This is a genomic window from Herbaspirillum sp. NPDC101396 (assembly GCF_044767365.1).
Classification (GTDB): domain Bacteria; phylum Pseudomonadota; class Gammaproteobacteria; order Burkholderiales; family Burkholderiaceae_D; genus Herbaspirillum.
On record NZ_JBIWNT010000002.1, the window covers coordinates 64,342 to 85,401 of the forward strand.

Sequence of the window (21,060 nt, forward strand, 5' to 3'; positions counted from 1 at the left end):
TCAGTCGTTTTTGTCAAGAAAAAGGGATGACGGGCGGCGCTGCAGCAAGCTCTTCAATTGATGCTCCGCCAGTGTGCGCGCTGCACTCAGCGCCTGAACCGGATCGAACAGATCTTGCACCCGGCGGATGTCGATCTGCTTGCCGAGTTGAGCGTCGTCGTTGATCGCCGCAGTCAGCACATCGGCCAGCTGGCCTTGCGTCGCCACGGTCTGCTGCGTAAGTTTTTCCAGCAAGGCGTGCGCAGCGGGACGGCCGATGGCGCCCGCCAGAAAGATCGATGCCGCTTCGGCAAATACCAGCCCTTGCAGCGCATCGATATTGCGGCGCATGCGGTTGGTGTCGACAACCAGTCCGGCGAAGGCGTCATTCAGTGCGTTGAGAGCGCCGTGCGCGCCGAGGAACAGCGCCGGCCATTCGGCCAGTTCCGCCTGCCAGTTGCCAAGACCGCGTTCATGCTGCTGCGCCATGGCGGACAGCAAGGCGGCCGCGTGATGAGGCGCACGGTTGGCCGCGGCCAGCGCGATCATGGATGACACCGGATTGCGTTTGTGCGGCATGGCCGAGGAGCCGCCGCGGCCGTTGCCGGCGGGTTCGGCCAGCTCGGCGATTTCACCTTGCGCCATCAGGCTGAGGTCGGTCGCCAGCTTGCCGAGGCTGCCGGTGAGCACTGCGACTTCCATGCCGAGCCGGACCCATTCATCGCGCTGGGTGTGCCAGGCGGCGTCCGCCTTTTTCAGCTGCAAGGCGTCGGCCATGCGTTGCGCCACTGCGGGGCCTTTGTCGCCGAGCACGGCCAGCGTGCCGACCGCGCCGCCCAGTTGCAGTTGCAGGGCGCGCGCGGATTGTGCGCGCAGTTGTTCGCGTGCGCGCACCAGCGGCGCGGCCCAGCCGACCAGCTTGAAGCCGAAGCTGGTGACCTGCGCCGGCTGCATCAGCGTGCGCGCCAGCACCGGCGTGGACAGATGTTGCCCGGCCAGCTTCAGCAAGTGTGCGGTCAACTGGTCGAGCTCCACGTCAATCAGTTGCAAGGCCTTGCGCGTGGCCAGCACCATTGCAGTGTCGAGCACGTCCTGGCTGGTGCTGCCCCAATGCACGTGCGCGGCCGCTTCCTGGTTGTCGAGCGCCACGGTTCGGGTCAGCTCCTTGACCAGCGGAATCGCCAGCGCGCCGGCGCGCCGACCGGCTGTGACGATGGCCGCGATGTCGTAGCGATGTACATCGCAGGCATCGCCAATCGCACGTGCTGCGGCTGCGGGGATGACGTCCTCGGCGGCTTCGGCGTTCGCCAGCGCCGCCTCGAAGTCGAGCATCGCCTGGACGATGGCGGCATCGTCGAAGACTGCCATCATCTCCGGCGTGGTCAGAAAACTGTCGAACAGGGAAACGCTCATGGGGAATTCCTCAGCTTCTTATGTGTAGTCGAAGAATACGGTTTCCTGCGCGCCCTGCATATGGATGTTCCACAGATAGGAGCCGTCCGCCTGCTTCTTCGCAATCAGGGTATCGCGGCGTTGCGCGGGCACCTGAGCCAGCAGCGCCGAGTGCGCCAGCCCGGCGTCGTCTTCGAGGAATACGGCAGTGAACTGATGCTTGGTCAGGCCGCGCGCAAACACGGTGATGTACGCCGCCGGCTTTCCGGACGCAGCCGCCGGCGGCTGCGACACCTGCAGCGTGAAGCCGCCTTGTTCGCCGCTCGGTACGCGGCGATAGCCGGGGATGGCGTGCGCGGCTTCCTGCGATGCGCTGGCCGGCATCCAGGCTTCGATCCAGGCGTCATTGATGGCGACGCCGTCGCCGTCGAAGACGGCGCCCGTGATGCGGATGGTCGATGCGCTGCTGTCCACGCCGGTCGTCAGGTCGACGGCCCAGCGCCAGGCTTCATGCGGAAAAGGACCGATGGTCTGCGATGTGGTGATCTTGCTTGTCATGATGTTGTCCAATTGTTCAAAGGCCCATCGGCGTGGCATCGCGGCCGCGCAGCACGATGTCGAATTCATAGCCGAGCATCTTGTCGTCGACGGTCTGCTCCAGGCTGAAGCGCGAGATCAGGCGCTGGCGCGCCGCCGCATCCGGAATACTCTGGAAGATCGGGTCGTACTCGAACAGCGGATCGCTGGGGAAGTACATCTGCGTCACCAGGCGTTGCGCATACACGTTGCCGAACATCGAGAAATGGATGTGCGCCGGACGCCAGGCCTTGTGATGGTTGCCCCAGGGATAAGGGCCCGGCTTGATGGTGACGAAGCGATAGCGGCCGTCGTCGTCGGTCAGCATCTTGCCGAGGCCGGTGAAGTTGGGATCGAGCGGGGCGTCGTGCTGATCCTTCTTGTGCCAGTAGCGGCCGGCGGCGTTGCATTGCCAGACTTCCAGCAGTGAATTGCGCACCGGCTTGCCGTCCTCATCGAGCACGCGGCCGGTGACTACGATCTTTTCCCCCAACGGTTCGCACTTGCCCTGGGCGGTCAGGTCCATGTCGTGCGGCAGGATCAGTTTCGGCGAGGCGAACAGATTGGTGGTCGTGGCCTGCTCGTCGCGCACCCGCAACGGCGCCAGCGTCGGGCCGCGTTTGAGGGTGGATTTGTAGGCGGGATGGATCAGTTCCGGATAGACACCGGGTTCGATGGCGTCGAATTGCATGGGCTCTCCTCAATGGGCTGTCGGCTGGCCCGCAACGGCATGGGGATGTCTCCTGCACGTTCCGCGGGCGGTGGGCAAATCATAGGGAAAACGCCCTTGCGCCCACAAGCGCGGAGCAGCGCACAACATTCGCCATTCGCCCTATTTGTGCGAGAATCGCACAAATAGGGTCTTTTCCGCATTTGCCATTCGCCGAGGAAATCATGGTTCCCATCACACCAGAACTGCAACGCCAGACAAGGGCAGAAGAGGATGCCGGCCTCGGGCAACCGCTCAAGCGCGATATCGTCGCCGGTCTGGAGAAAGGCCTGCAAGTGATCGAGGCCTTCGACCAGGAACGCACGCGCCTCACCATTGCTGAAGTCGCGCAACGCACCGGGCTGACACGCGCCGCCGCGCGCCGCTACCTGATCACGCTGACCCACCTCGGTTACATGCGGCACGACAACAAGACCTTTTCGCTGACGCCGACCGTGTTGCGCCTCGGCCAGTCCTACCTCCATTCGGCGCGCCTGCCGCGCATCGTCCAACCGTTGCTGTATCGGTTGGCGTATTCGCTGGGCGAGGCGGCGTCCTGCGGCGTGCTCGATCACGATCAACTGGTGTGTGTTGCGGCGGTCAGCGCCGGCCAACTGGTGTCGACCACGCTGCAACCGGGTACGCGCGTGCCGGCGTATTGCACCGCCAACGGCCGCATCCTGCTGGCCAATCTGCCGCATCAGCGCATGGCGCAGATGCTGGACAAGCTGGACGTCGAGCAGATCACCTCGCACACGATTACCGACAAAGTGCTGCTCGGACAGGAGATCGTCCGCACGCGCGAGCAGGGCTATGCGCTGGTCGATCAGGAGCTGGAACTGGGCCTGCGCACCATGGCCGTGCCGCTGCGCAATTTCCGCGGCGATGTGGTCGCAGCGATGAACATCAGCGTGCACGCCGCCCGCATGAAACTGGAAGACATGGTTGAACGCTGCCTGCCTGCGCTGCTGAAAATACAAGTCGAAGCAGGTGCCTTGCTGTAGCCTGATTTACCCCTTCTCCGCAGTCATCGTCTCCTTCGCGATGGCCATCGACGTCCGCAAAAAGCGAGCTCGTTCAATCTCGCTGTTGCCGCTCTCCAACTGCAATGAAAACCGCATAACCTAGCGCGGTTTTCTACGTTGGTGCAGCCGGCGCCGGGACCTACACTAGGCCCGGATTCAATTTCAAACCTACGCATCCGGATTCGGGCAAGACGCCCGGCGGGCGCGCACTCAGCTCATAGAAAACCGCCATGATTTTTTCCAAGAAACTGCAGCGCCTGGCGCTGGCCGTCGCCATGTTCTCCGCCGCCGTGTCGGCGCACGCCAATGACACCATCCGCATCGGCCTCAACCCCGGCGTGACCATCGACGTCGTCCAGTTCGTCAAGCAGCAAGCGGCGGCGCAAGGGCTGGACGTGCAGATCGTTGAAATCAGCGACTGGATTTCGCCCAACATCGCGCTCAACGACGGCAACCTGGACGTCAACTTTTATCAGAACACCGCCTTCCTCAACACTCAGCTCAAGCAACGCAAACTGAAGCTGGTGCCGGTGGCGTCGATCTGGAGCATCCAGTCCGGCCTGTTCTCGCGCAAGCTCAAGAAGATCGACGACCTGCCGGTCGGCGCCTCGGTTGCGATCGCCAGCGATCCGCTCAACGGCGCGCGCGGTTTGCTGCTGCTGGAAAAAGCCGGCGTCATTAAATTGAAGGACGGCGTCGGCATCGAAGCCACACGTTTCGATATCGTCTCCAATCCGAAGAAAGTAAAGATCGTCGAGCTCGAAGGACCGCAACTGGCGCGCGCGCTGGATGACGTCTACCTGTCGGCGATCTCGCCTTACGTTTATCTTCCGGCCGGCATCGATCCATCGACCGCCTTCGTCACGGAAGACCTGCGCGATCCGTTGTTCCACCAGGTCGTGGTGGCGCGCGAGAACAACAAGGATGATCCCAAGGTGCAGAAGTTCGTCGCCATCTTCCGCAGCCCGGCCGTCAAGGATTACATCCAGAAAAAATATCCCGCCTTCAAGGTGCTCTGGTAACTTTGGCAATCACGGCCCTACGGCTGCAATGACATGACACAAAAGAATCTGATCTTGAGCCTGTTCCTCGACAAGGCCGGGCATGACTTCGCCGGCTGGCGCCATCCCGACGCCGACAGCGACAATCTCTTCACGCTCGACTACAGCATCAATCTGGCGAAAGCGGCCGAGGCGGCCAAATTCGACATGGTGTTCCTGGCGGACGCGCTGACGCTGCTGCCGGAGAACAACACGGCGTACACCACCACCTTCCAGCTCGAGCCGATCGTGCTGCTGTCGGCCATCATGGCCCATACCACGCACATCGGCCTGACCGCCACCGTCTCCACCACCTACACCGATCCGTATCACGTCGCGCGCAAGTTCGCGACGCTGAACCTGCTCAGCCGTGGTCGCGCCGCCTGGAATATCGTCACCTCCATGCGCGAGTCCGAGGCGCGCAATTTCAATCTCGAAAAAGCCCTATCGCATGAGGCGCGCTACGAACGGGCGGATGAATTCGTCGACGTCGTCAAAAAGCTGTGGCGCAGCTGGGAGCCGGACGCACTGGTGCTCGACCGCGCCTCGGGGCAGTTCGCCGACGACGCCAAGGTGCGGGCGATTCATCATCGCGGCAAGCATTTCTCGGTGGAAGGCGCGCTCAACGTGCCGTCGTCCGCCTATGGTGAACCGGTGCTGGTGCAGGCCGGCGCATCGGGCGTGGGCCGTGAATTCGCGGCGCGCACCGCCGACGTGATCTTTGCCTCGGTGGTCAATCGCGCAGCGGGCCAGGCTTTCTACGCCGACATCAAGCAGACGGCCGCGAAGTTCGGACGCAATTCCGATCACATCAAGATACTTCCCGGCTTCATCCCGGTGATCGGCGACACGTTTGCCGAAGCCAAAGAGAAGAAGGCCTTCCTCGAGAGCCAGGTGTTGTCCGTCGCCGCGATCAGGTATTTGTCGCAATGGCTGGAGACCGATCTCTCCGCGTTCGACCCGGACGCGCCGTTGCCGGACATCTTCGACATCGACAAGATCAAGGGACAGAAAGGGCGCTTCCAGAACATCATGAAGATTGCCAACGACGACAAGCTGAACCTCGGACAACTGGCCGCGCGGGTGGCGGCAACGCGCACGCACCATTCGATGGTTGGCACGCCGGATTTCATCGCCGACGAAATGGCGAACTGGTTGCAGACGAATGCCTGTGACGGCTTTAACGTCCTGCCCACGCATTTCCCCGGCGGGCTGAATGAGTTCACCGAAGCCGTGGTGCCGCGGCTGCAAAGCAAGGGCGTGTTCCGCACCGAGTATGCACAATCGACGCTGCGCGGGCATCTGGGAATTGCCTGACGGCGAGCGCGACGCCGACAATCGATGATGCCGCCTTCGGGCGGCATTTTTTTGCGAGGCGTGGCAAGTCCGCCACGAATTGCATCGCGTTGAAGCAGTGATAGGCACTGGATTTTTCCGATGTTAAGATCGCCGGCAAGCAAAAAATAACAGCAGAGGGTGCGTGCAACGCGCAAGACTAAGCACAGTGCGCGGCGCTTTGATGCATGGGGGAAATTCTTTCGTTTCTTGATGGAAACGCAGAATTGGAAATGTGCTGCAAGCCAATATTTCCATGGGCAAAATTCTCCCGTCTTCCTGATCCCGGATGCGCCGCATCCTGCTGTTATTTTTATTCAAAATCAAATAACGACGGGGATGGACATGATCAATGTGTTGAAGGGGAAGACTTGCGCGGCTTGTGTGGTGGCGGCGTCCTTGCTGGCAGGCTGTGGCGCGCTGGATCCGGTCAACATGATTCTGTCGGCGCGGGCATCGTCCTACGACATGGTTGCCGAGATGACTTCCCCCGAAATGCGCAACATCACACTGACGTCCTTGCGCACCGCCGACTGTTCAGTGCTGGAAGGCATGATCCCGATCTACCAGGAAGACCTGCGCAAGGGCCAGGCCAAGGCGGATCGCGTCGACATCGCCGTCGCCGAAATGAACCTCTCCGTCGTCAGGCAGATCCAGGGCGAAAAATCCTGCCCTGCCGCCAAGCCGCCGACGGTGGCGAAGAATCCGGCATCCACATTGACCGGCCCCGCCGCGGCAGCCGCTTCCACTGCGGCGGCCAACACCAATCAGGGCACGCTGAACATCAGCGTCGACAACGTCTCGCCGGCCATCGCTAAATCGCAGGGCATGGCCGATCAGAAGGGCGCGCTCGTGATCGAGACAAAGAAGGGCAGCGCCGCCGACAAGGCCGGCATCAAGCCGCTCGACGTGATTGTCGAAGTCAACGGCCAGCCGGTGTCGACGCCGGCCGAGTTCGACCAGATCGTCAGCCGCATGCGCCCCGGTTACAAAGCACCGCTGCGCATTGCACGCGCCGGCAAGACGCGCAACGTCACCGTGGTGGTGAGCAAGGACGAGCACGCTGCATCGCCTGCTTCTGCATCAGTTGCATCTGCCGCACCAGTTACATCAATCGCGATCACCGATCCCGATACCGCGCCGTCCATGAGTACGCCGTTGCTGGCCGGGCATGGATGGATGGGCATGCAGTACGGCATGAGCGCTGTCGGCGTGCTGGAAAACATGCCGCCTGCCATTGCAGCTGCGCTCGGCCTGCCGCGACCGCAGGGCGTCCTGATCGGCGGCGCGCTGCCGGGAGCCGCAGCGGACCGGGCCGGTCTCAGAACGCTGGATGTCGTCGTCTCGCTCAATGGCCGGCAAATCGAAAACAAGGAGCAACTCTCCCAACTGTTGGGACGCCTGCCCGCGGCCTCCACCATCAAGCTGGGCATCTGGCGCAACCGCAAACTGGAATATGCGCAGGTCACGCTCGATCCGCAAGTCTCGCAACTGTTGTTGCCGAGCGCCGCACCGGGCTATTGCTTCGCCTGGATCAATGCCAATGCCGCCGCCAAAACCGGCGCCGTCAGTTATGAATTCGTGGTGTCGGCAGCCGACGCTGCGGAGGACATCAATCCGGTCATCGGCGCGCAGTTCCGTGCCTACCTGACCGAGCGCGGCATTGGCGCCGAGTTCGGCAATGCACCCGGTTATGCGGTGTGCCGCAAGTCGCGCGAGGCCATCATCAATGCACGCAATGAAGCGACGGCCGCGACCAAGCAGACGCTGGCGACGACCGGCAAGGACACGCTGGCGGTTTATTGGATACCGCGCTGAGATGCACTGAGCCGCTGCCGATCATCTATTTCAGGGACATCTCATGAATACCTTCCCGAGGGCGCTCGCCTGGCCCACCACCGCCTGCGTCGCGATCGCGCTGTCGGGCTGCATGGCCGTGCATTCGGTGGTCTCGCCGATGATGCAGTCGGCGATGCAAAGCACCGTCGAAAACAATGCCACGCCCGAAAGCATGGGCATCGGCACCTCCGCTTATCGCGGCCATGACTGCGCCTACCTGGCGAGCATGGCGCAGACCTTCACCAAATCGCAAAACGATCCCGCCACGGAAGCCTTCACCCGGAAGACCTTCGGCTGGCACGTCGACGCCATCAATCAGGTGCGCGCCGAACAGGGTTGCGTCGCCGGCATCCCTGCCAGGGTGCCCGCTTCAGGTGAAGTGCCGATGTACGGTTTTTGCTGGTACGCGGAGCCGGGCGGCGTCGGCGCCATTTACTTTTCGACCGTGTTCGCCTATGTGGACTGGTATGCCGATCAGGGGCAGCATGAGCAAAAGGAATTCGACGCCTACCTGAAAGGCCGTTACGCGCCCAAGCCGGCGAGCGCGCTGTGCCAGGGCGAAGACTCGCGCGTCAAGGCCGACGCCGCCCGTGACAAACTGTGGGGCCAGATGTTCGGCAACCTCAGTTCCAGCCGTGTCTCGGTGCCGTGGACGCCGGCCTCCAAACCGCCGCCGCGCCGCACTGTTGCAAAGGCTGCCGCTGTCAGCGCACCAGCAGGCGCATCAGCCTCGGCTGCCGGTGCAGGCAAAACGATCGGCCTGCAATTGAGCGACCTTGACGACGCAACCGCGAAAAAACTCGCACTCAATCCCGCGCAAGGTGCGCTGGTCGGCGAGGTCGCCAGGAGCGGCACTGCAGCGAAGGCAGGCTTGCGCGCGCAAGATGTGATTGTCGAAATCGGCGGCCAGGAAGTGCGTTCACGTGCAGAAGCGCAGACCATCCTCGATGCCATGCGTATCGGCTTCAATGTGCCGCTGCGCGTCTGGCGTGCGCGCAAGATGCATGAGCTGACGCTGGAGGTGGCGCCGCGCTGAACTGTCGATCATGGCGCCGGCCGCAATCCCGCTGCCAGCGCAGTATACAAGCGGGAATAGCGAAAAATTCCTCCTGCAAGTTTCTGCGGATAAGCCTATGATCTGCAAACGCAATCGAGACGGAATCGTCCGCCGCGCTATCCGGCGGGCCTGCTCCGACATTGTCTCCGCTCCATTCTCCCCGGCATTCCCGGTTGCGCCAGGCACGGACATCCGGATGGAGTGACGTCTTCCCCGATGTTCTACCCAACAGGACGTCGGAGGAGTTAAAAGATGACAACCAGCTTCAACCTCAACGGTAAGCAAGTCACAGTCAAAGCGGAACCGGATACCCCGCTGTTGTGGGTGATCCGCGATGAAATCGGCCTGACCGGCACCAAGTTCGGCTGCGGCATGGCGCTCTGCGGCGCCTGTACCGTGCAGCTCGACGGCGCGCCCATCCGTTCTTGCCAGACCCCGGTCTCGGCAGCGGCCGGCAAGAAGGTCGCCACAATCGAATCCCTGTCCAAAGACAATTCCCACCCGCTGCAAAAAGCCTGGATCGCGCACGACGTGCCGCAGTGCGGCTATTGCCAGTCGGGCCAGCTCATGAGCGCCGCAGCGCTGCTGCGCACCAACAAGAATCCCAGCGACGCCGACATCGAAAACGCCATGAGCGGCAACATCTGCCGCTGCGGCACCTATAACCGCATCCGCGCCGCCATCAAGAGCGCCGCGGCTGAAATGCGCAAGGCCTGAGGAGATCGCCATGACAACCACACGACGCGATTTCCTCAAGGTAACGGCGCTGGTCGGCGGCGGCCTCACGCTCGGCGTCAGCCTGCCGGGCGCGGTCAGCGTAGCGCAGGCGGCCGGCACGCTGCACACGCCCAACGCCTGGGTCCACATTGCCGACGACAACACCATCACGCTGATTTCCGCGCGCTCCGAAATGGGCCAGGGTGTCTACACCTCGATGCCGATGCTGATCGCCGAAGAATTGGGCGTCGACATCCGCAAGATCAAGGTCGAGATCGCCCCGGTCGGCGAGGTCTACACCAACGCCTTGCTCGGCGGCCAGCTCACCGGCGGCTCGACCTCGGTGCGCGACGGCTGGGAAAAGCTGCGCGTGGCCGGCGCCCAGGTGCGCACCATGCTGGTCACGGCGGCGGCGCAGAAATGGAACGTCGACGCCGCCACGCTCAAGGCCGCTGACGGCAAGGTCACCGGCCCGGGCGGGCGCAAGGCGACCTACGGCGAACTGGCCGACGCCGCATCCAAGCTGCCTGTGCCCAAGGACGTGGTGCTGAAGGATCCGAAAGATTTCAAGATCATCGGCAAGCCGACCAAGCGCCTCGATACGCCGCGCAAGGTCAACGGCACCGCCGTGTTCGGCATCGACGTCAAGCTTCCGGGCATGGTCTACGCCTCGCTGGAGCAGTGCCCGGTGATCGGCGGCAAGGTCGTCAGTTTTGACGCGAGCAAAGCCAAGGCCATGCCGGGCGTGATCGACGTAGTGCAGATCCGCGACGGCGTGGCGGTGGTGGCTGACAGCTACTGGCGCGCCAAGAAGGCGCGCGAAGCCCTGACCGTCACCTGGGACGAAGGCGCGGGCGCCGCCATCGACAATGCTTCGATGATGGACGGCATCCGCAACGCCAAGGATGCGCCGACGCCGATCAAGAAAACCGGCGACGCCGACGCCGCCATGAAGAGCGCCGCCAAGACCATGCAGGCCGAATACTGGTCGCCGCTGCTGGCGCATGCAACGATGGAACCGCAGAATTTCACCGCTGACTACAAGGACGGAAAATGCCTGGTGATCGGCCCAGCGCAATTCCAGCAAGGTACGCAGGGCAACGTCGCGGCGGCGGTCGGTCTCAAGCCGGAAGACGTCACGGTGCAGACCACCTTCCTCGGCGGCGGTTTCGGCCGGCGTCTGGAATACGACTTCGCGGTGCAGGCGGCGCAGATTTCCAAGGCGGTCGGCAAGCCGGTCAAGCTGCTGTGGAGCCGCGAGGACGACACCACCCATGACTTCTATCGCCCGATGGCTTTCCATCGCATGGCGGCCGGACTTGACGCCGCCGGCAAGCCGGTGGCGTTGACCTTCCAGCTGACCTCGCAGTCAGTGACGCAGCGCGCCTTCGGCCTGCCCAAGGGCACGCTCGATCCGTTCATGGCGGAAGCGGCGGTGGTCGGCTACGACATCCCCAACATGACGCAGGAACTGATCGAACACGACAGCGGCCTGCGCGTCGGCTACTGGCGCTCGGTCAGCCACGCGCTCAACGCCTTCGCCAACGAAAGCTTCATCGACGAGCTGGCCGCAGCCGCCGGCAAGGATCCCTATCAATACCGGCTGGCGCTGCTGGACAAGCAGCCGCGCTTCGCCAACGTGCTGAAGATCGCCGCGAGCAAGGCCGGCTGGGGCAAGCCGCTGGCGAAAGGACGCAGCCGCGGCATCGCCCTGATGGAAGGCTATGACACCTACATGGCGCAGGTGGCGGAGATTTCGGTGAAGGACAACGAGATCACCGTGCACAAGATGTGGGTGGCCGCCGACCTCGGCCGCATGGTCAACCCCGACACGGTGGAAGCGCAGATCGAATCGAGCATCGCCTTCGGCCTGTCGTCGGTGCTGGGTTCGGAAATCACGCTCGACAAGGGCCGTGTGCAGCAGACCAACTTCCACGACTATCCGGTGATCCGCATGTCGCAGATGCCGCGCATCGACGTCACGCTGGTCAAGAGCACCGAGAAGCCGGGCGGCATCGGCGAACCGGCCACGGCGCTGGTTGGACCGGCGGTGGCGAACGCCTTGTTCGCAGCCACCGGGAAACGCGTGCGCAAGATTCCGCTGTCGCCGGACAATATCAAGTCGGCTTGAGCGGAAAATGAAGTAAGCGCAGCAAAATCAGGAAGCGCCTCCGCTGCAAACGGAGGCGTTTTTTTGTTTACAGCGCGTCGTGGAAAATCACGCCCGCCGTATAGCGATGGCCTGAGCGCAGGCGGCTCACGCCGTGGCGCATCTTGACGCGGTAGTAACCGCGCGTGCCTGATACCGGCCGCTCGTTGACGGCGAACAGCAGCGCGTCGCCCTGACGCAGCGGCACCACCTCGGCGCGCGACTGCATGCGCGGGCGCTGTTCGGTGATGACGAATTCGCCGCCGCTGAAATCGCGCCCCGGCGCCGACAGCAGGATCGCCATTTGGATAGGGAACACGTGTTCGCCGTACAAATCCTGGTGCAGGCAGTTGTAGTCGCCGGTTTCATACTTGAGGATCAGCGGCGTCGGCCGCAGCTGTCCGGCGGCGTGGCAGCGCGCGATGAAGTTCTCGTGCGCGGCGGGATAACGCACGTCGATGCCCATCGCTTCGTTCCAGCGGTTGGCCTGGGGCGCCAGGCGGGCATAGAAGGCGGCGCGCAATGCGCCGATGGTATCGGGCAGCGGGTAACTGTAGTACTTGTATTCGCCGCGCCCGAAACCATGGCGCGCCATCACCACGCGGCTGCGATAGAGTTCATCGCGCGCATAGCCGGCGATCAGCGCTTCGCACTCGTCCGCCTGCAGCAGGCCAGGCAGCAGGGCGCAGCCATGTTCATTGAGTTCGGTGGCGATGTCCTGCCAATCCAGCGCATCGGCGCGCCGGACGATGGAGTTGCTGTGGTCGGCCGCGGTATGCATTGTTTCATCCTCTCGTCTGCAAATCGTTATGGACTCAGTGTAAGAGGGCGAGGCGGCGCCGGCACTCCGGCGCTTGCTTTCGAATTCGGCTACAGCATTTCCAGGGGGCGGCGTTTCTTCGGCGGCGCGAAGGCACGGTCGAGTTCGGCAAGATCGGTCGCATCGAGGATCAGGTCCAGGCAGGCGCGATTGTCCTGCACGTGCTGCACCGTCGACGCCTTGGGAATCGAGATCACGCCGGGGCGGCGCAGGGTCCAGGCCAGCGCCACCTGCGCCGGCGTGGCGCCATGGCGTTTGGCGACGGCGGCGAGCGCAGGTTCCTTGAGGATGCGGCCCTGTTCGATCGGCGAATAGGCCATGAGGACGATGTTCTGCTCGGCGCCGAAGGGCAGCAGGTCGAACTCGACACCGCGCCGCGACAGGTTGTACAAGACCTGGTTGACCTGCACATGATGGCCGTTGTCCTGCTCGAGCAGCTCCTGCATGTCGTCGAGGTCGAGGTTGCTGACGCCCCAGGCGCCGATCTTGCCCTGGTCGATCAGCGTTTCCATGGCGTCGATGGTGGCGGCAAACGGATGCGTGCCGCGCCAGTGCAGCAGGTAGAGGTCGATGCGTTCGACCTGCAGGCGTTTGAGGCTGGCTTCGCAAGCCTTGACCGTACCTGTGCGCGAGGCGTTGAAGGGCAGCACCTTGCTGACCAGGTAGACGGCGTCGCGGCGGCCGGCGATGGCCTTGCCGACCACCTTCTCGGCACCGCCGTCGCCATACATTTCGGCGGTGTCGATCAGCGTCATGCCGAGGTCGATGCCGTGTTGCAGCGCCCGCACTTCATCGGCGGCGCGCGCGGCCGACTCGCCCATGTTCCAGGTGCCCTGGCCGAGCGCGGGAACGCGGTCGCCGTTCTTGAGGGTGATGGTCGGGATGGGTTTCATGGCGGCTCCGTGGTGCGAGTGGCGAAGGCTCCAATGTAGCGCAGCCGGCGGGGTCTTGCAGCAGCGGTTAAGATCTTGCATCGTCGGGCATCGCCTTGCTGTAACGGCATCGACATATTCACCACTTAAGCTTAGCCGTCCGGACCAACTAACATCGATCATGCGCATCCTCTCCCCGCTGCTTGTTCTGACACTTGCTCTGCTGTTCACCGCGGCGGCTCCGGCTCACGCCGCCAATCCCGACGCACTATGGCAGATCGCGAACGGAAAATGCCTGCCCAACAGCCTTGCGTCCGGCGATCCCGCGCCATGCTCCATGGTCGATCGCGAACGCGGCTTCGTGATCCTCAAGGACCTGGTCGGCGCGGGCCAGTATCTGCTGATCCCGACCGTGCGCCTGACCGGCATCGAAAGCCGTGAACTGCTGCAGCCGCAATGGCCCAATTACTGGCGCTATGCCTGGGAACAGCGCGGTCGCGTCGGCGCGGCGCTGGGACGGCCGCTGGAACCGGCCCAGCTCGGCCTGGAAATCAACTCTGCCGCGGCGCGCAGCCAGCTACAGTTGCACATCCATATCGATTGCATGCGCCGCGACGTGCCGGGTTTGCTGCGCGCGCACCGGCACGATCCCTTGGGGAAATGGATGCCTTTTATGCTCGAGGGACATCGCTATTGGGTCATGCGGCTGGACGCGGATGCCTTGCAGACGCAAGATCCGTTCAAGCTGGCTGCTGCGCGCAGCGAGCATGCCGCCAACGCGATGGGCGCGCAGTCGCTGTTGCTGACGGGGGCGCGCTTCGATGACGGCGCCGAGGGTTTCTACCTGATCAACATGCCGGTCAATTTCGACCGTGAGGAATTCGGCAGCGCCGAAGTCCTGCTCGACCACGACTGCGCCATCGCGCGCTGAGTCATCCGCCTCAGGACTGGCGCAAGTCCAGCCCGAGTGCGCGGAAATCCTGCGGCGCCATGCCGTACGCGCGGCGGAACGCGCGCGTGAAGTCGGAGGCGCTGCTGAAGCCCAGGCCGTAGGCGATTTCCATGACCGCCGTGCGGCGCAGGCTGACCAGTTCTTCGGCGGCTTCGCGCAGGCGGCAATTGCGGATGTAGGTGCCGAGGCCGCCCTCGCTTTCAAACATGCGATACAGAGTAGGCCGCGACAGGTCGAAGGCGCGCAGCACGCTCTCCGGCGTCAGATCCTTGTGATACAGGTGACTCTGGACGTGGCGCTGGATCTGGCCGCGCAGTACCGACTGGGCGGCGGAGCGGGCGCTGCCGGTGAGGCGCTGCTGTTTGCCGAATGCAGCCAGCAGCAGGTCGACGCAGACGCGGATGGCTTCTTCCGCCGCCGCGGGCGGCATGCTGCGCAGATCCTGGCTGAGCGCCACCAGATGCGCCAGCAGCAGGCGCGTCAGCGGTGACGTGTAGGCCAGCACCTGGCCGTGCAACGCATCGGCGTCGGCGATTTCCGCTTCGACCGTGGCGCGCGGCAGGAAGAAGGCCAGCACATGCGCATAGGTCGGACGCAGCATGCGCATCGGCTGGCCCATGTCCAGCGCCAGAATGCCGGGCACGAATTGGGTCGACTTGCGTTCGCGGCGGGTGTCGGTGAGGGTTTCCATGATGCCCTCCACGGCGACGTGGAAGACGAAGTCGCGCACGTTGTCGCACGAGATTTTAGCCAGCGTGCGCGCCTGCGCCAGCGGGTCGGTGCGGCAGTCGAGATAGATCATGTCCTTGAAGACATACGAATCCATCTCGCCGGTGAAACTTTGCTGGCGCTGCGTGCGTGACATGGGTGTGTCGAGCAGGCCGCTGACGCGTTCGCTCCAGGCCTGCGCCTGCAGCGCGATAGGTTGCTGCGCGACGCTGAAATGATGATGGGTGAAGCGCGATTCGCCGGCAGTTTCAGCCTGCAGGTGCAATGGCCTCTTGCCGCGCGCCGCAATGACGCGGCTCGCCAGGCCCTGATGTTCGCGCGTCATGGACGTCGTCCGTCGCCGGCACATGCGGGCGCCGTGGAAGAGAGTAGGCCGCTGCAAGCGGCTGCTGGGGATGCAGGAATCATTGCCGGGCGATAAAAAGAGGTGTTCTGAGATGTAGCGGGACGGCGATTTTTGTGCAATGCAGTTACTCTAAACAATCCTGTTCTTGCTGCAAAGAAAAATGATTGCCACATCGTATTTTGTTGAGTGAAGCCAACATCCCGGCATTGGATTCTCGTCGGGAAATATTTCGCCAGAGCGCCATGCCCATGGCCTCCCGGCTCGCAGTGTGCGACTATCTTGTCATCCCGCATCTCTTCAAAAACGTACCAACGACTGGTCCATGAAAACCGCCCCCGCTTCCCTGGAACTCAGCGTCGACCGCACGCTGCAGCTGCCGATCTACCTGCAGATTTGCAGACGCTTCAAGACCGCCATCGCTCAAGGCCATCTGCGCGCCGGTCAGCGCGTGCCCGCAGTGCGTGCGCTGGCGACGGAGCTCAACCTGGCGCGCGGCACCATCGAGACCGCGTACCGCATCCTGACTGACGAAGGTTACCTGCAGATGCGCGGCGCCGCCGGCACGGTGGTGTCGCCGGCCTTGCCGGCCCCGGCGGTCGTCACCGACCTGCCGGGCCGTTTTGCAGTGGCCGCCGCCGGCGCGCTGGCGCCCACGCCGGGCGAGCATCACGGGCGCGAGCCGGAGCCGCTCAAGCTCGGCCTGCCCGCGCTCGACGCCTTCCCGCGCAAGGTCTGGAACCGCATCGCCGGCCATCGCCTGCGCACCGGCGAGCCGCTCACCATGGCCTATCCCGATCCGGCCGGCTACGGCCCCCTGCGCGAACGCATCGCCACCTATCTCGGGTTGTCGCGCGGCGTGACCTGCCTGCCGGAACAGGTGTTCGTCACCGCCGGCTATCGCGCCACGCTGGAGCTGGTGCTGCGCAGCCTGGCCACGCCCGACGACGTGTTCTGGTTCGAGGATCCCGGCTATCTGCAGGCGCAACTGTTCCTGCGCAATGCCGGTGCGAAACTGGTGCCGGTGCCGGTGGACGGACACGGCCTGATGGTGGAGGAGGGCGTGCGGCGCGCGCCCGATGCGCGCTTTGCGCTGGTGACGCCGTCGCACCAGAGCCCGCTCGGCGTGACGCTGTCGCTGGAACGGCGCATGGCCTTGCTGGAATGGGCCGGCAAGGCCGGCAGCTGGATCATCGAAGACGACTACGACAGCGAATTCCGCTACCAGGGGCGGCCGCTACCGGCGCTCAAGAGCCTCGACCGCGCCGACCGCGTGATTTATTGCGGCACCTTCAGCAAGGTGATGTTCCCGGGTTTGCGGCTCTCTTATGTGGTGGTTCCGGTCGGTGCGGTGCAACGCTTCCAGACCGTGTGCGCCAGCCTCAACGCGGGATGTCCGTATCTGTTCCAGGCCGGCGTCGCCGACTTCATCGCCCAGGGACATTTCTCGCGCCACCTCAAGCGCATGCGCCTGCTGTACGCCGAGCGTCGCGCGCTCTTCGTGCGCGCGCTGGAGCAGGCCTTCGGCAGCCGCCTGCAGATCGAATTGCAGCCGGGCGGATTGCATATCGTCGCCAGGCTGGACACGCAGGAAGACGACGTGCTGCTGGTCGGGCGCGCCCATGCCGCCGGTTTCGGCATCAAGTCATTGTCCAGCTGGTATCTCGACGCCGAGCCGCAGCGCGGCCTGCTGCTCGGCTTTGCCAACGTGGTCGACGCCGCCATGGCGAAGCGGCTGGCGCAGCGCCTGAAGAAGGCGCTCGACGGCTGAGGCAAGGCCGGTTCAGGCCGGACGCGCAGGCGATTCAGGAAATCTGTTTGGGGTGCAGCAGATACGTACCTGGCAGTCGACGCCCTGGCATGTCGCTGATCGCGCAGTGAGCGCGTGCCGGGCCGTCGAAGAAATGAAGCGAGTTGAGGAGCTGCGGTATTTCGGTATTGCCTGATTGCTTAGTAAGTCAGGGTAACCGTGACGGTGTCGGTATAGACGCCGGCCAATGGTGTCTGGGCGGAAGCGATGCGGCCGTAGACGGTCAGGTTTTGCAGCAGGCCTGTGCCGGTGCCGGCTTGGGTGTCGGTGCCGATGGTCGAGCCCCAGTTGTTGGTGCGGCCGGAATCGCGATACAGCGCATAGTTCAGTGTGCCGCCCAGCGAGCCGGTCATCTTGCGTGCGCTGGTGGTGGCGCCGGTGCCGGCGCCTGCATCCAGGCCGATGGTGTAGGAAGTGCCGTTGGTGCACAGCACGGCGATGTTGCCGGTCTGGTCCACTTGTGTGCTGGTGTAGTTGCCGAAGGCGACGGTCGAACCGACCACGGTGCAGGACGCCAGCACGGTGGCGGTCACGACCAGCGAGCCGGTTGCCGTGGCGGCATACACCGGAGCGCCGGAAATCATGAGGGAAGCAGCGAGAGCAGCGGCGATGATGCGGTTTTTCTTGATGTTCAACATGGCATTTTCTCCTGATCCGGCTGTTTCATCCTCGTCCCATTACGAGGATTTCGAATTCGCCGGGCACAGGTGAACTTTATGTTTTCACCATCTTTGTCGGTATCGGGAGTTCCCTGAAAGTTGTCGCCATTGCTTCGGGAAATTCCTGAGTCGACGCAAACACTCCATTTCCATCGCGCGACCCTCGCTTGTTTCTGCGGGGAAATTGGTTCCGCAATCCCTTGTCACGACTGGCTTTCCTTGCTGTCGGTGCGTTCGGCCAACGCAGTCTTGCGCAATCCCGACAGGGTCGCGCGCGGTGTCAGCATTTCCTTGTCCAGGCGGATTTCGATCAGGTAAGGCATCGAGGTCGAACTGGCGATGCCAAGAGCTTTCTCCAGCGCCGGGGCGAATTCCGCCGTCTTGTCGATGGCGCCGGCGTCGAGGCCGAACGACTTCGCATACGCCACGAAATCCGGATTGTTGAGATCGGTCGCCATCACGCGGCCGGGATAGTTCTTTTCCTGGTGCATGCGGATGGTGGCGTACATGCCGTTGTTGAACACCAGGAAGACGATGCCGAGGCGATGCGCCACGGCCGTTGCCAGCTCTTGAGAGCTCATCAGGAAGCAGCCGTCGCCGGCCAGGCAAATCACCTGGCGGGCGGGGAAGCACAGCTTGGCCGCGATCGCTGCCGGCACGCCGTAACCCATCGCGCCGCTGGTCGGGGCCAGCTGGCATTTGGGTTGCGAGAACTGGTAGTAGCGATGCGCCCAGGCGGTGTAATTGCCGGCGCCGTTGGTCAGGATCGCATCCTGATTCAGGATGTCCTGCATCTGGCGGAACGCCAGCGCCGGGTCGAAGTCGGTCACGCGTGGCGGTGGTTCGATATACGCCAGGTAAGCGTCGCGCGCCTGCTTTTGCCAGCCGCGCCAAGCTTGCGCATCGACCGCCGGCAATTGCGCCGCCATGCGCGCGAAGGCGTTCAGCGTCGCCAGGATCTTGACGTCGGTTTGATAGACACGACCGAGTTCCTCCGCCGCCGGCATCACATGCACCAGCTTTTGTTTGGGGCGCGGCACATCGAGCAGCGTGTAGCCGCTGGTCACCATTTCACCGAGGCGCGAGCCGACTGCGATGAGCAGGTCCGCTTCGCTGACCATTTTGGCCAGCGCCGGATTGACGCCGATGCCGACCTCGCCGATGTAGTTCGGATGGCGGTTGTCGAACAGGTCCTGGCGGCGGAACGACGCCGCCACCGGCAGATTGTGCTGGGCCGCGAAGCGCTCGATGTTGCGAACGCCGTCCTGGTCCCAGTTGGAGCCGCCGAGGATCAGCATCGGTCGCTTGGCCTGTTGCAGCAACTTTTGCATTTCCTGCAGCGCGTCGGGAGCGGGATAGGCTTGCACCGGTTCGACCTTGCCGATGTCGCGCGGGAAGGTCGACTCGGTCAGCATGTCTTCCGGCAGCGCGATCACCACCGGACCGGGCCGTCCCGACATCGCCACGGCAAACGCGCGCGCCACGTATTCGCCGACGCGCGAGACGTCGTCGAGCTGGGTCACCCATTTAGTGAAGGGGCCGAACATGCGGCGGTAGTCAATTTCCTGGAAGGCTTCGCGCTCGCACATGTCGAGTCCGACCTGGCCGACGAACAGGATCATCGGTGTCGAATCCTGGAACGCCGTGTGCACGCCGATGCTGGCGTTGGTGGCGCCGGGTCCGCGCGTGACGAAGCAGATGCCGGGCTTGCCGGTCAGCTTGCCGTAGGCTTCGGCCATGAAGGCGGCCGGGCCTTCGTGGCGGCACGAGATCACGCGGATTTCCTGCTGGTGGTCGTACAGCGCATTGAGGACGTCCAGGTAGCTCTCGCCCGGAACGCAGAACGTGGTATCGACACCTTGCGCCAGCAGCGCATCGACCAGTAGCTGGCCGCCGGTTTTCAGTTTTGACATGCTCGTCTCTTGTATGCCGGCGCACCGGCTGTTGTTGGTTGACAGGGGAAGCAGACGGTCGCAAGGGACCGCCAATCACTGAGACGAGAATACAAGCTGGCGATTTGCCGGTGATAGGACTAATCCGCAGATTTGCTGTACTTCTCGGAGAAAGTGCCGGACGCGAAGGGAGACGAAATCAGGACAGCGGCGCCGAGAATTTTTTCTTGAACTCGCCCGGCGTCATCTGCACGTTCTTCTTGAAGAAGCGGCAGAAGTAGGCGAAGTCGTCGAAGTTGAGGCGATACGAAATCTCGGCAATGCTGAGTTCGGATTGCGCCAGCAGTCGCTTGGCTTCCATCAGGATGCGATCGTGGATCAGCTGCGTGGCGGTACGTCCGGTGGTGGTCTTGACCGCCTCGTTGAGCTTGCGATCAGTGACGAACAGGCGCGCCGCGTAATCTTGCACCGAGCCGAATTCAAGGTAATGCTGTTCGATCAGCAGCTTGAAACGCTTGGTCAGACTGTAGCTGCGCGGTAGCACCGACTCGGCGTCATGCGGCTGGTGCAGGCGGCGCAATCTGGTGAGCAGGATCTGCAGGAACGAGCGCACGATGTCGTAACGCCAGCGCTGGTCTCCGGCGTTTTCCTTTTCGATTTCCTTGAGCAGCGGGAACAGCTCGTCATGCTGCTGCGGTGTCAGGTACAGCACCGGATCGGCATTGGCGATGTGGAAGAACGGGAACTCCGCCAGCTCTTCAATACGGGGGAAAACCTGCAGGAAAAATTCGGGGCTGAAATTGATCGCATAGCCGCTGGCGTCGATCTCCGAGGTCCAGCCGTGGATCTGTCCCGGTGAGATGAAAAACACCGAGTGCGGCACGATGCCGTAGTTGTCGAAGTCGAGCACGTGGTTGCCCTGCGCGTTGCTCATCCACAGGATGTGATAGTAGCTGTGGCGATGCAGGAAGGGGCGCGGGATTTCGTTGCGGCCCTCCAGCTTGACCAGGTCGAACACGAATTCCGCATGGCCGCCGCTGAAATCGGAGACCTCGAAATTGGGCGTGTCGTCGGGAAAGCGGATGTCTTTCATGGGGTCGCTTCAGTGTTCGTCCTGCGATGTCTCCGCCGTGTTGTTGTGATTGATTTCGGTCGGCTGCCTATG

General features: G+C 63.3%; 18 protein-coding genes. 9 read left to right on the top strand and 9 right to left on the bottom strand.

Translation table 11 applies throughout. From position 1 onward, the window contains the following. The 3 genes from ACIROY_RS05210 to pcaH are packed head-to-tail and all read right to left on the bottom strand — an operon-like array spanning position 1 to position 2,638. Positions 1-1,392, bottom strand: coding sequence for a lyase family protein (locus ACIROY_RS05210; RefSeq protein WP_402340257.1), 1,392 nt, complete (start codon positions 1,390-1,392; stop codon positions 1-3). Between the two features lie 18 nt (positions 1,393-1,410). Further along, positions 1,411-1,929: a protocatechuate 3,4-dioxygenase gene (locus ACIROY_RS05215; protein WP_402340259.1), complete on the bottom strand. Its 519-nt coding sequence runs from the start codon at positions 1,927-1,929 to the stop codon at positions 1,411-1,413. Between the two features lie 16 nt (positions 1,930-1,945). After that, positions 1,946-2,638 carry a protocatechuate 3,4-dioxygenase subunit beta gene (gene pcaH, locus ACIROY_RS05220; RefSeq protein ID WP_402340262.1) on the bottom strand — a complete coding sequence of 231 codons (693 nt, stop codon included), beginning with the start codon at positions 2,636-2,638 and terminating at the stop codon, positions 1,946-1,948. A 203-nt stretch (positions 2,639-2,841) separates the two neighbouring features. Here pcaH and ACIROY_RS05225 point away from each other — a divergent pair, with 203 nt between their 5' ends. From ACIROY_RS05225 to ACIROY_RS05255, 7 genes are all read left to right on the top strand, one after another. Then, positions 2,842-3,660 carry an IclR family transcriptional regulator C-terminal domain-containing protein gene (locus ACIROY_RS05225; protein WP_402277594.1) on the top strand — a complete coding sequence of 273 codons (819 nt, stop codon included), beginning with the start codon at positions 2,842-2,844 and terminating at the stop codon, positions 3,658-3,660. Between the two features lie 251 nt (positions 3,661-3,911). Then, complete coding sequence (locus tag ACIROY_RS05230; protein WP_402277592.1) at positions 3,912-4,703, top strand: MetQ/NlpA family ABC transporter substrate-binding protein; 792 nt, start codon at positions 3,912-3,914, stop codon at positions 4,701-4,703. 33 nt (positions 4,704-4,736) lie between these two features. Then, positions 4,737-6,038, top strand: a complete 1,302-nt coding sequence (locus tag ACIROY_RS05235) for an LLM class flavin-dependent oxidoreductase (RefSeq protein ID WP_402277590.1) — start codon at positions 4,737-4,739, stop codon at positions 6,036-6,038. A 363-nt stretch (positions 6,039-6,401) separates the two neighbouring features. Continuing rightward, entirely contained in the window at positions 6,402-7,874 is a 1,473-nt protein-coding gene (locus ACIROY_RS05240; protein ID WP_402340265.1) for a PDZ domain-containing protein, read from the top strand. A 43-nt stretch (positions 7,875-7,917) separates the two neighbouring features. After that, positions 7,918-8,931 carry a S1C family serine protease gene (locus ACIROY_RS05245; RefSeq protein WP_402340268.1) on the top strand — a complete coding sequence of 338 codons (1,014 nt, stop codon included), beginning with the start codon at positions 7,918-7,920 and terminating at the stop codon, positions 8,929-8,931. Between the two features lie 273 nt (positions 8,932-9,204). After that, positions 9,205-9,669 carry a (2Fe-2S)-binding protein gene (locus ACIROY_RS05250; RefSeq protein WP_053200521.1) on the top strand — a complete coding sequence of 155 codons (465 nt, stop codon included), beginning with the start codon at positions 9,205-9,207 and terminating at the stop codon, positions 9,667-9,669. A 10-nt stretch (positions 9,670-9,679) separates the two neighbouring features. After that, positions 9,680-11,800 carry a molybdopterin cofactor-binding domain-containing protein gene (locus ACIROY_RS05255; protein ID WP_402340270.1) on the top strand — a complete coding sequence of 707 codons (2,121 nt, stop codon included), beginning with the start codon at positions 9,680-9,682 and terminating at the stop codon, positions 11,798-11,800. 67 nt (positions 11,801-11,867) lie between these two features. Here ACIROY_RS05255 and ACIROY_RS05260 read toward each other — a convergent pair whose 3' ends face one another. Further along, positions 11,868-12,599, bottom strand: a complete 732-nt coding sequence (locus ACIROY_RS05260) for a 2OG-Fe(II) oxygenase (protein ID WP_402340272.1) — start codon at positions 12,597-12,599, stop codon at positions 11,868-11,870. 89 nt (positions 12,600-12,688) lie between these two features. Further along, a complete protein-coding gene (locus ACIROY_RS05265; RefSeq protein ID WP_402277579.1) occupies positions 12,689-13,531 on the bottom strand; it encodes an aldo/keto reductase in 843 nt (280 codons plus the stop codon). Positions 13,532-13,691: 160 nt separating this feature from the next. Between ACIROY_RS05265 and ACIROY_RS05270 the strand changes: the two genes are divergently transcribed. Then, a complete protein-coding gene (locus tag ACIROY_RS05270) occupies positions 13,692-14,441 on the top strand; it encodes a CDP-diacylglycerol diphosphatase (protein ID WP_402340274.1) in 750 nt (249 codons plus the stop codon). Positions 14,442-14,451: 10 nt separating this feature from the next. Here ACIROY_RS05270 and ACIROY_RS05275 read toward each other — a convergent pair whose 3' ends face one another. After that, the gene (locus tag ACIROY_RS05275) at positions 14,452-15,516 is read right to left on the bottom strand and encodes an AraC family transcriptional regulator (protein ID WP_402340277.1); all 1,065 of its coding nucleotides are present in this window, start codon (positions 15,514-15,516) and stop codon (positions 14,452-14,454) included. 343 nt (positions 15,517-15,859) lie between these two features. Here ACIROY_RS05275 and ACIROY_RS05280 point away from each other — a divergent pair, with 343 nt between their 5' ends. Continuing rightward, positions 15,860-17,305, top strand: a complete 1,446-nt coding sequence (locus tag ACIROY_RS05280; protein ID WP_402340280.1) for a PLP-dependent aminotransferase family protein — start codon at positions 15,860-15,862, stop codon at positions 17,303-17,305. A gap of 179 nt (positions 17,306-17,484) precedes the next feature. On the opposite strand, the gene ACIROY_RS05285 is transcribed toward ACIROY_RS05280, so the two are convergent. From ACIROY_RS05285 to ACIROY_RS05295, 3 genes are all read right to left on the bottom strand, one after another. Continuing rightward, the gene (locus ACIROY_RS05285) at positions 17,485-17,982 is read right to left on the bottom strand and encodes a spore coat U domain-containing protein (RefSeq protein ID WP_402277571.1); all 498 of its coding nucleotides are present in this window, start codon (positions 17,980-17,982) and stop codon (positions 17,485-17,487) included. A gap of 224 nt (positions 17,983-18,206) precedes the next feature. Next, the gene (locus tag ACIROY_RS05290) at positions 18,207-19,916 is read right to left on the bottom strand and encodes a thiamine pyrophosphate-binding protein (RefSeq protein ID WP_402340283.1); all 1,710 of its coding nucleotides are present in this window, start codon (positions 19,914-19,916) and stop codon (positions 18,207-18,209) included. A 178-nt stretch (positions 19,917-20,094) separates the two neighbouring features. After that, a complete protein-coding gene (locus ACIROY_RS05295) occupies positions 20,095-20,988 on the bottom strand; it encodes a helix-turn-helix domain-containing protein (RefSeq protein ID WP_116434580.1) in 894 nt (297 codons plus the stop codon). Positions 20,989-21,060 lie beyond the last annotated feature (72 nt).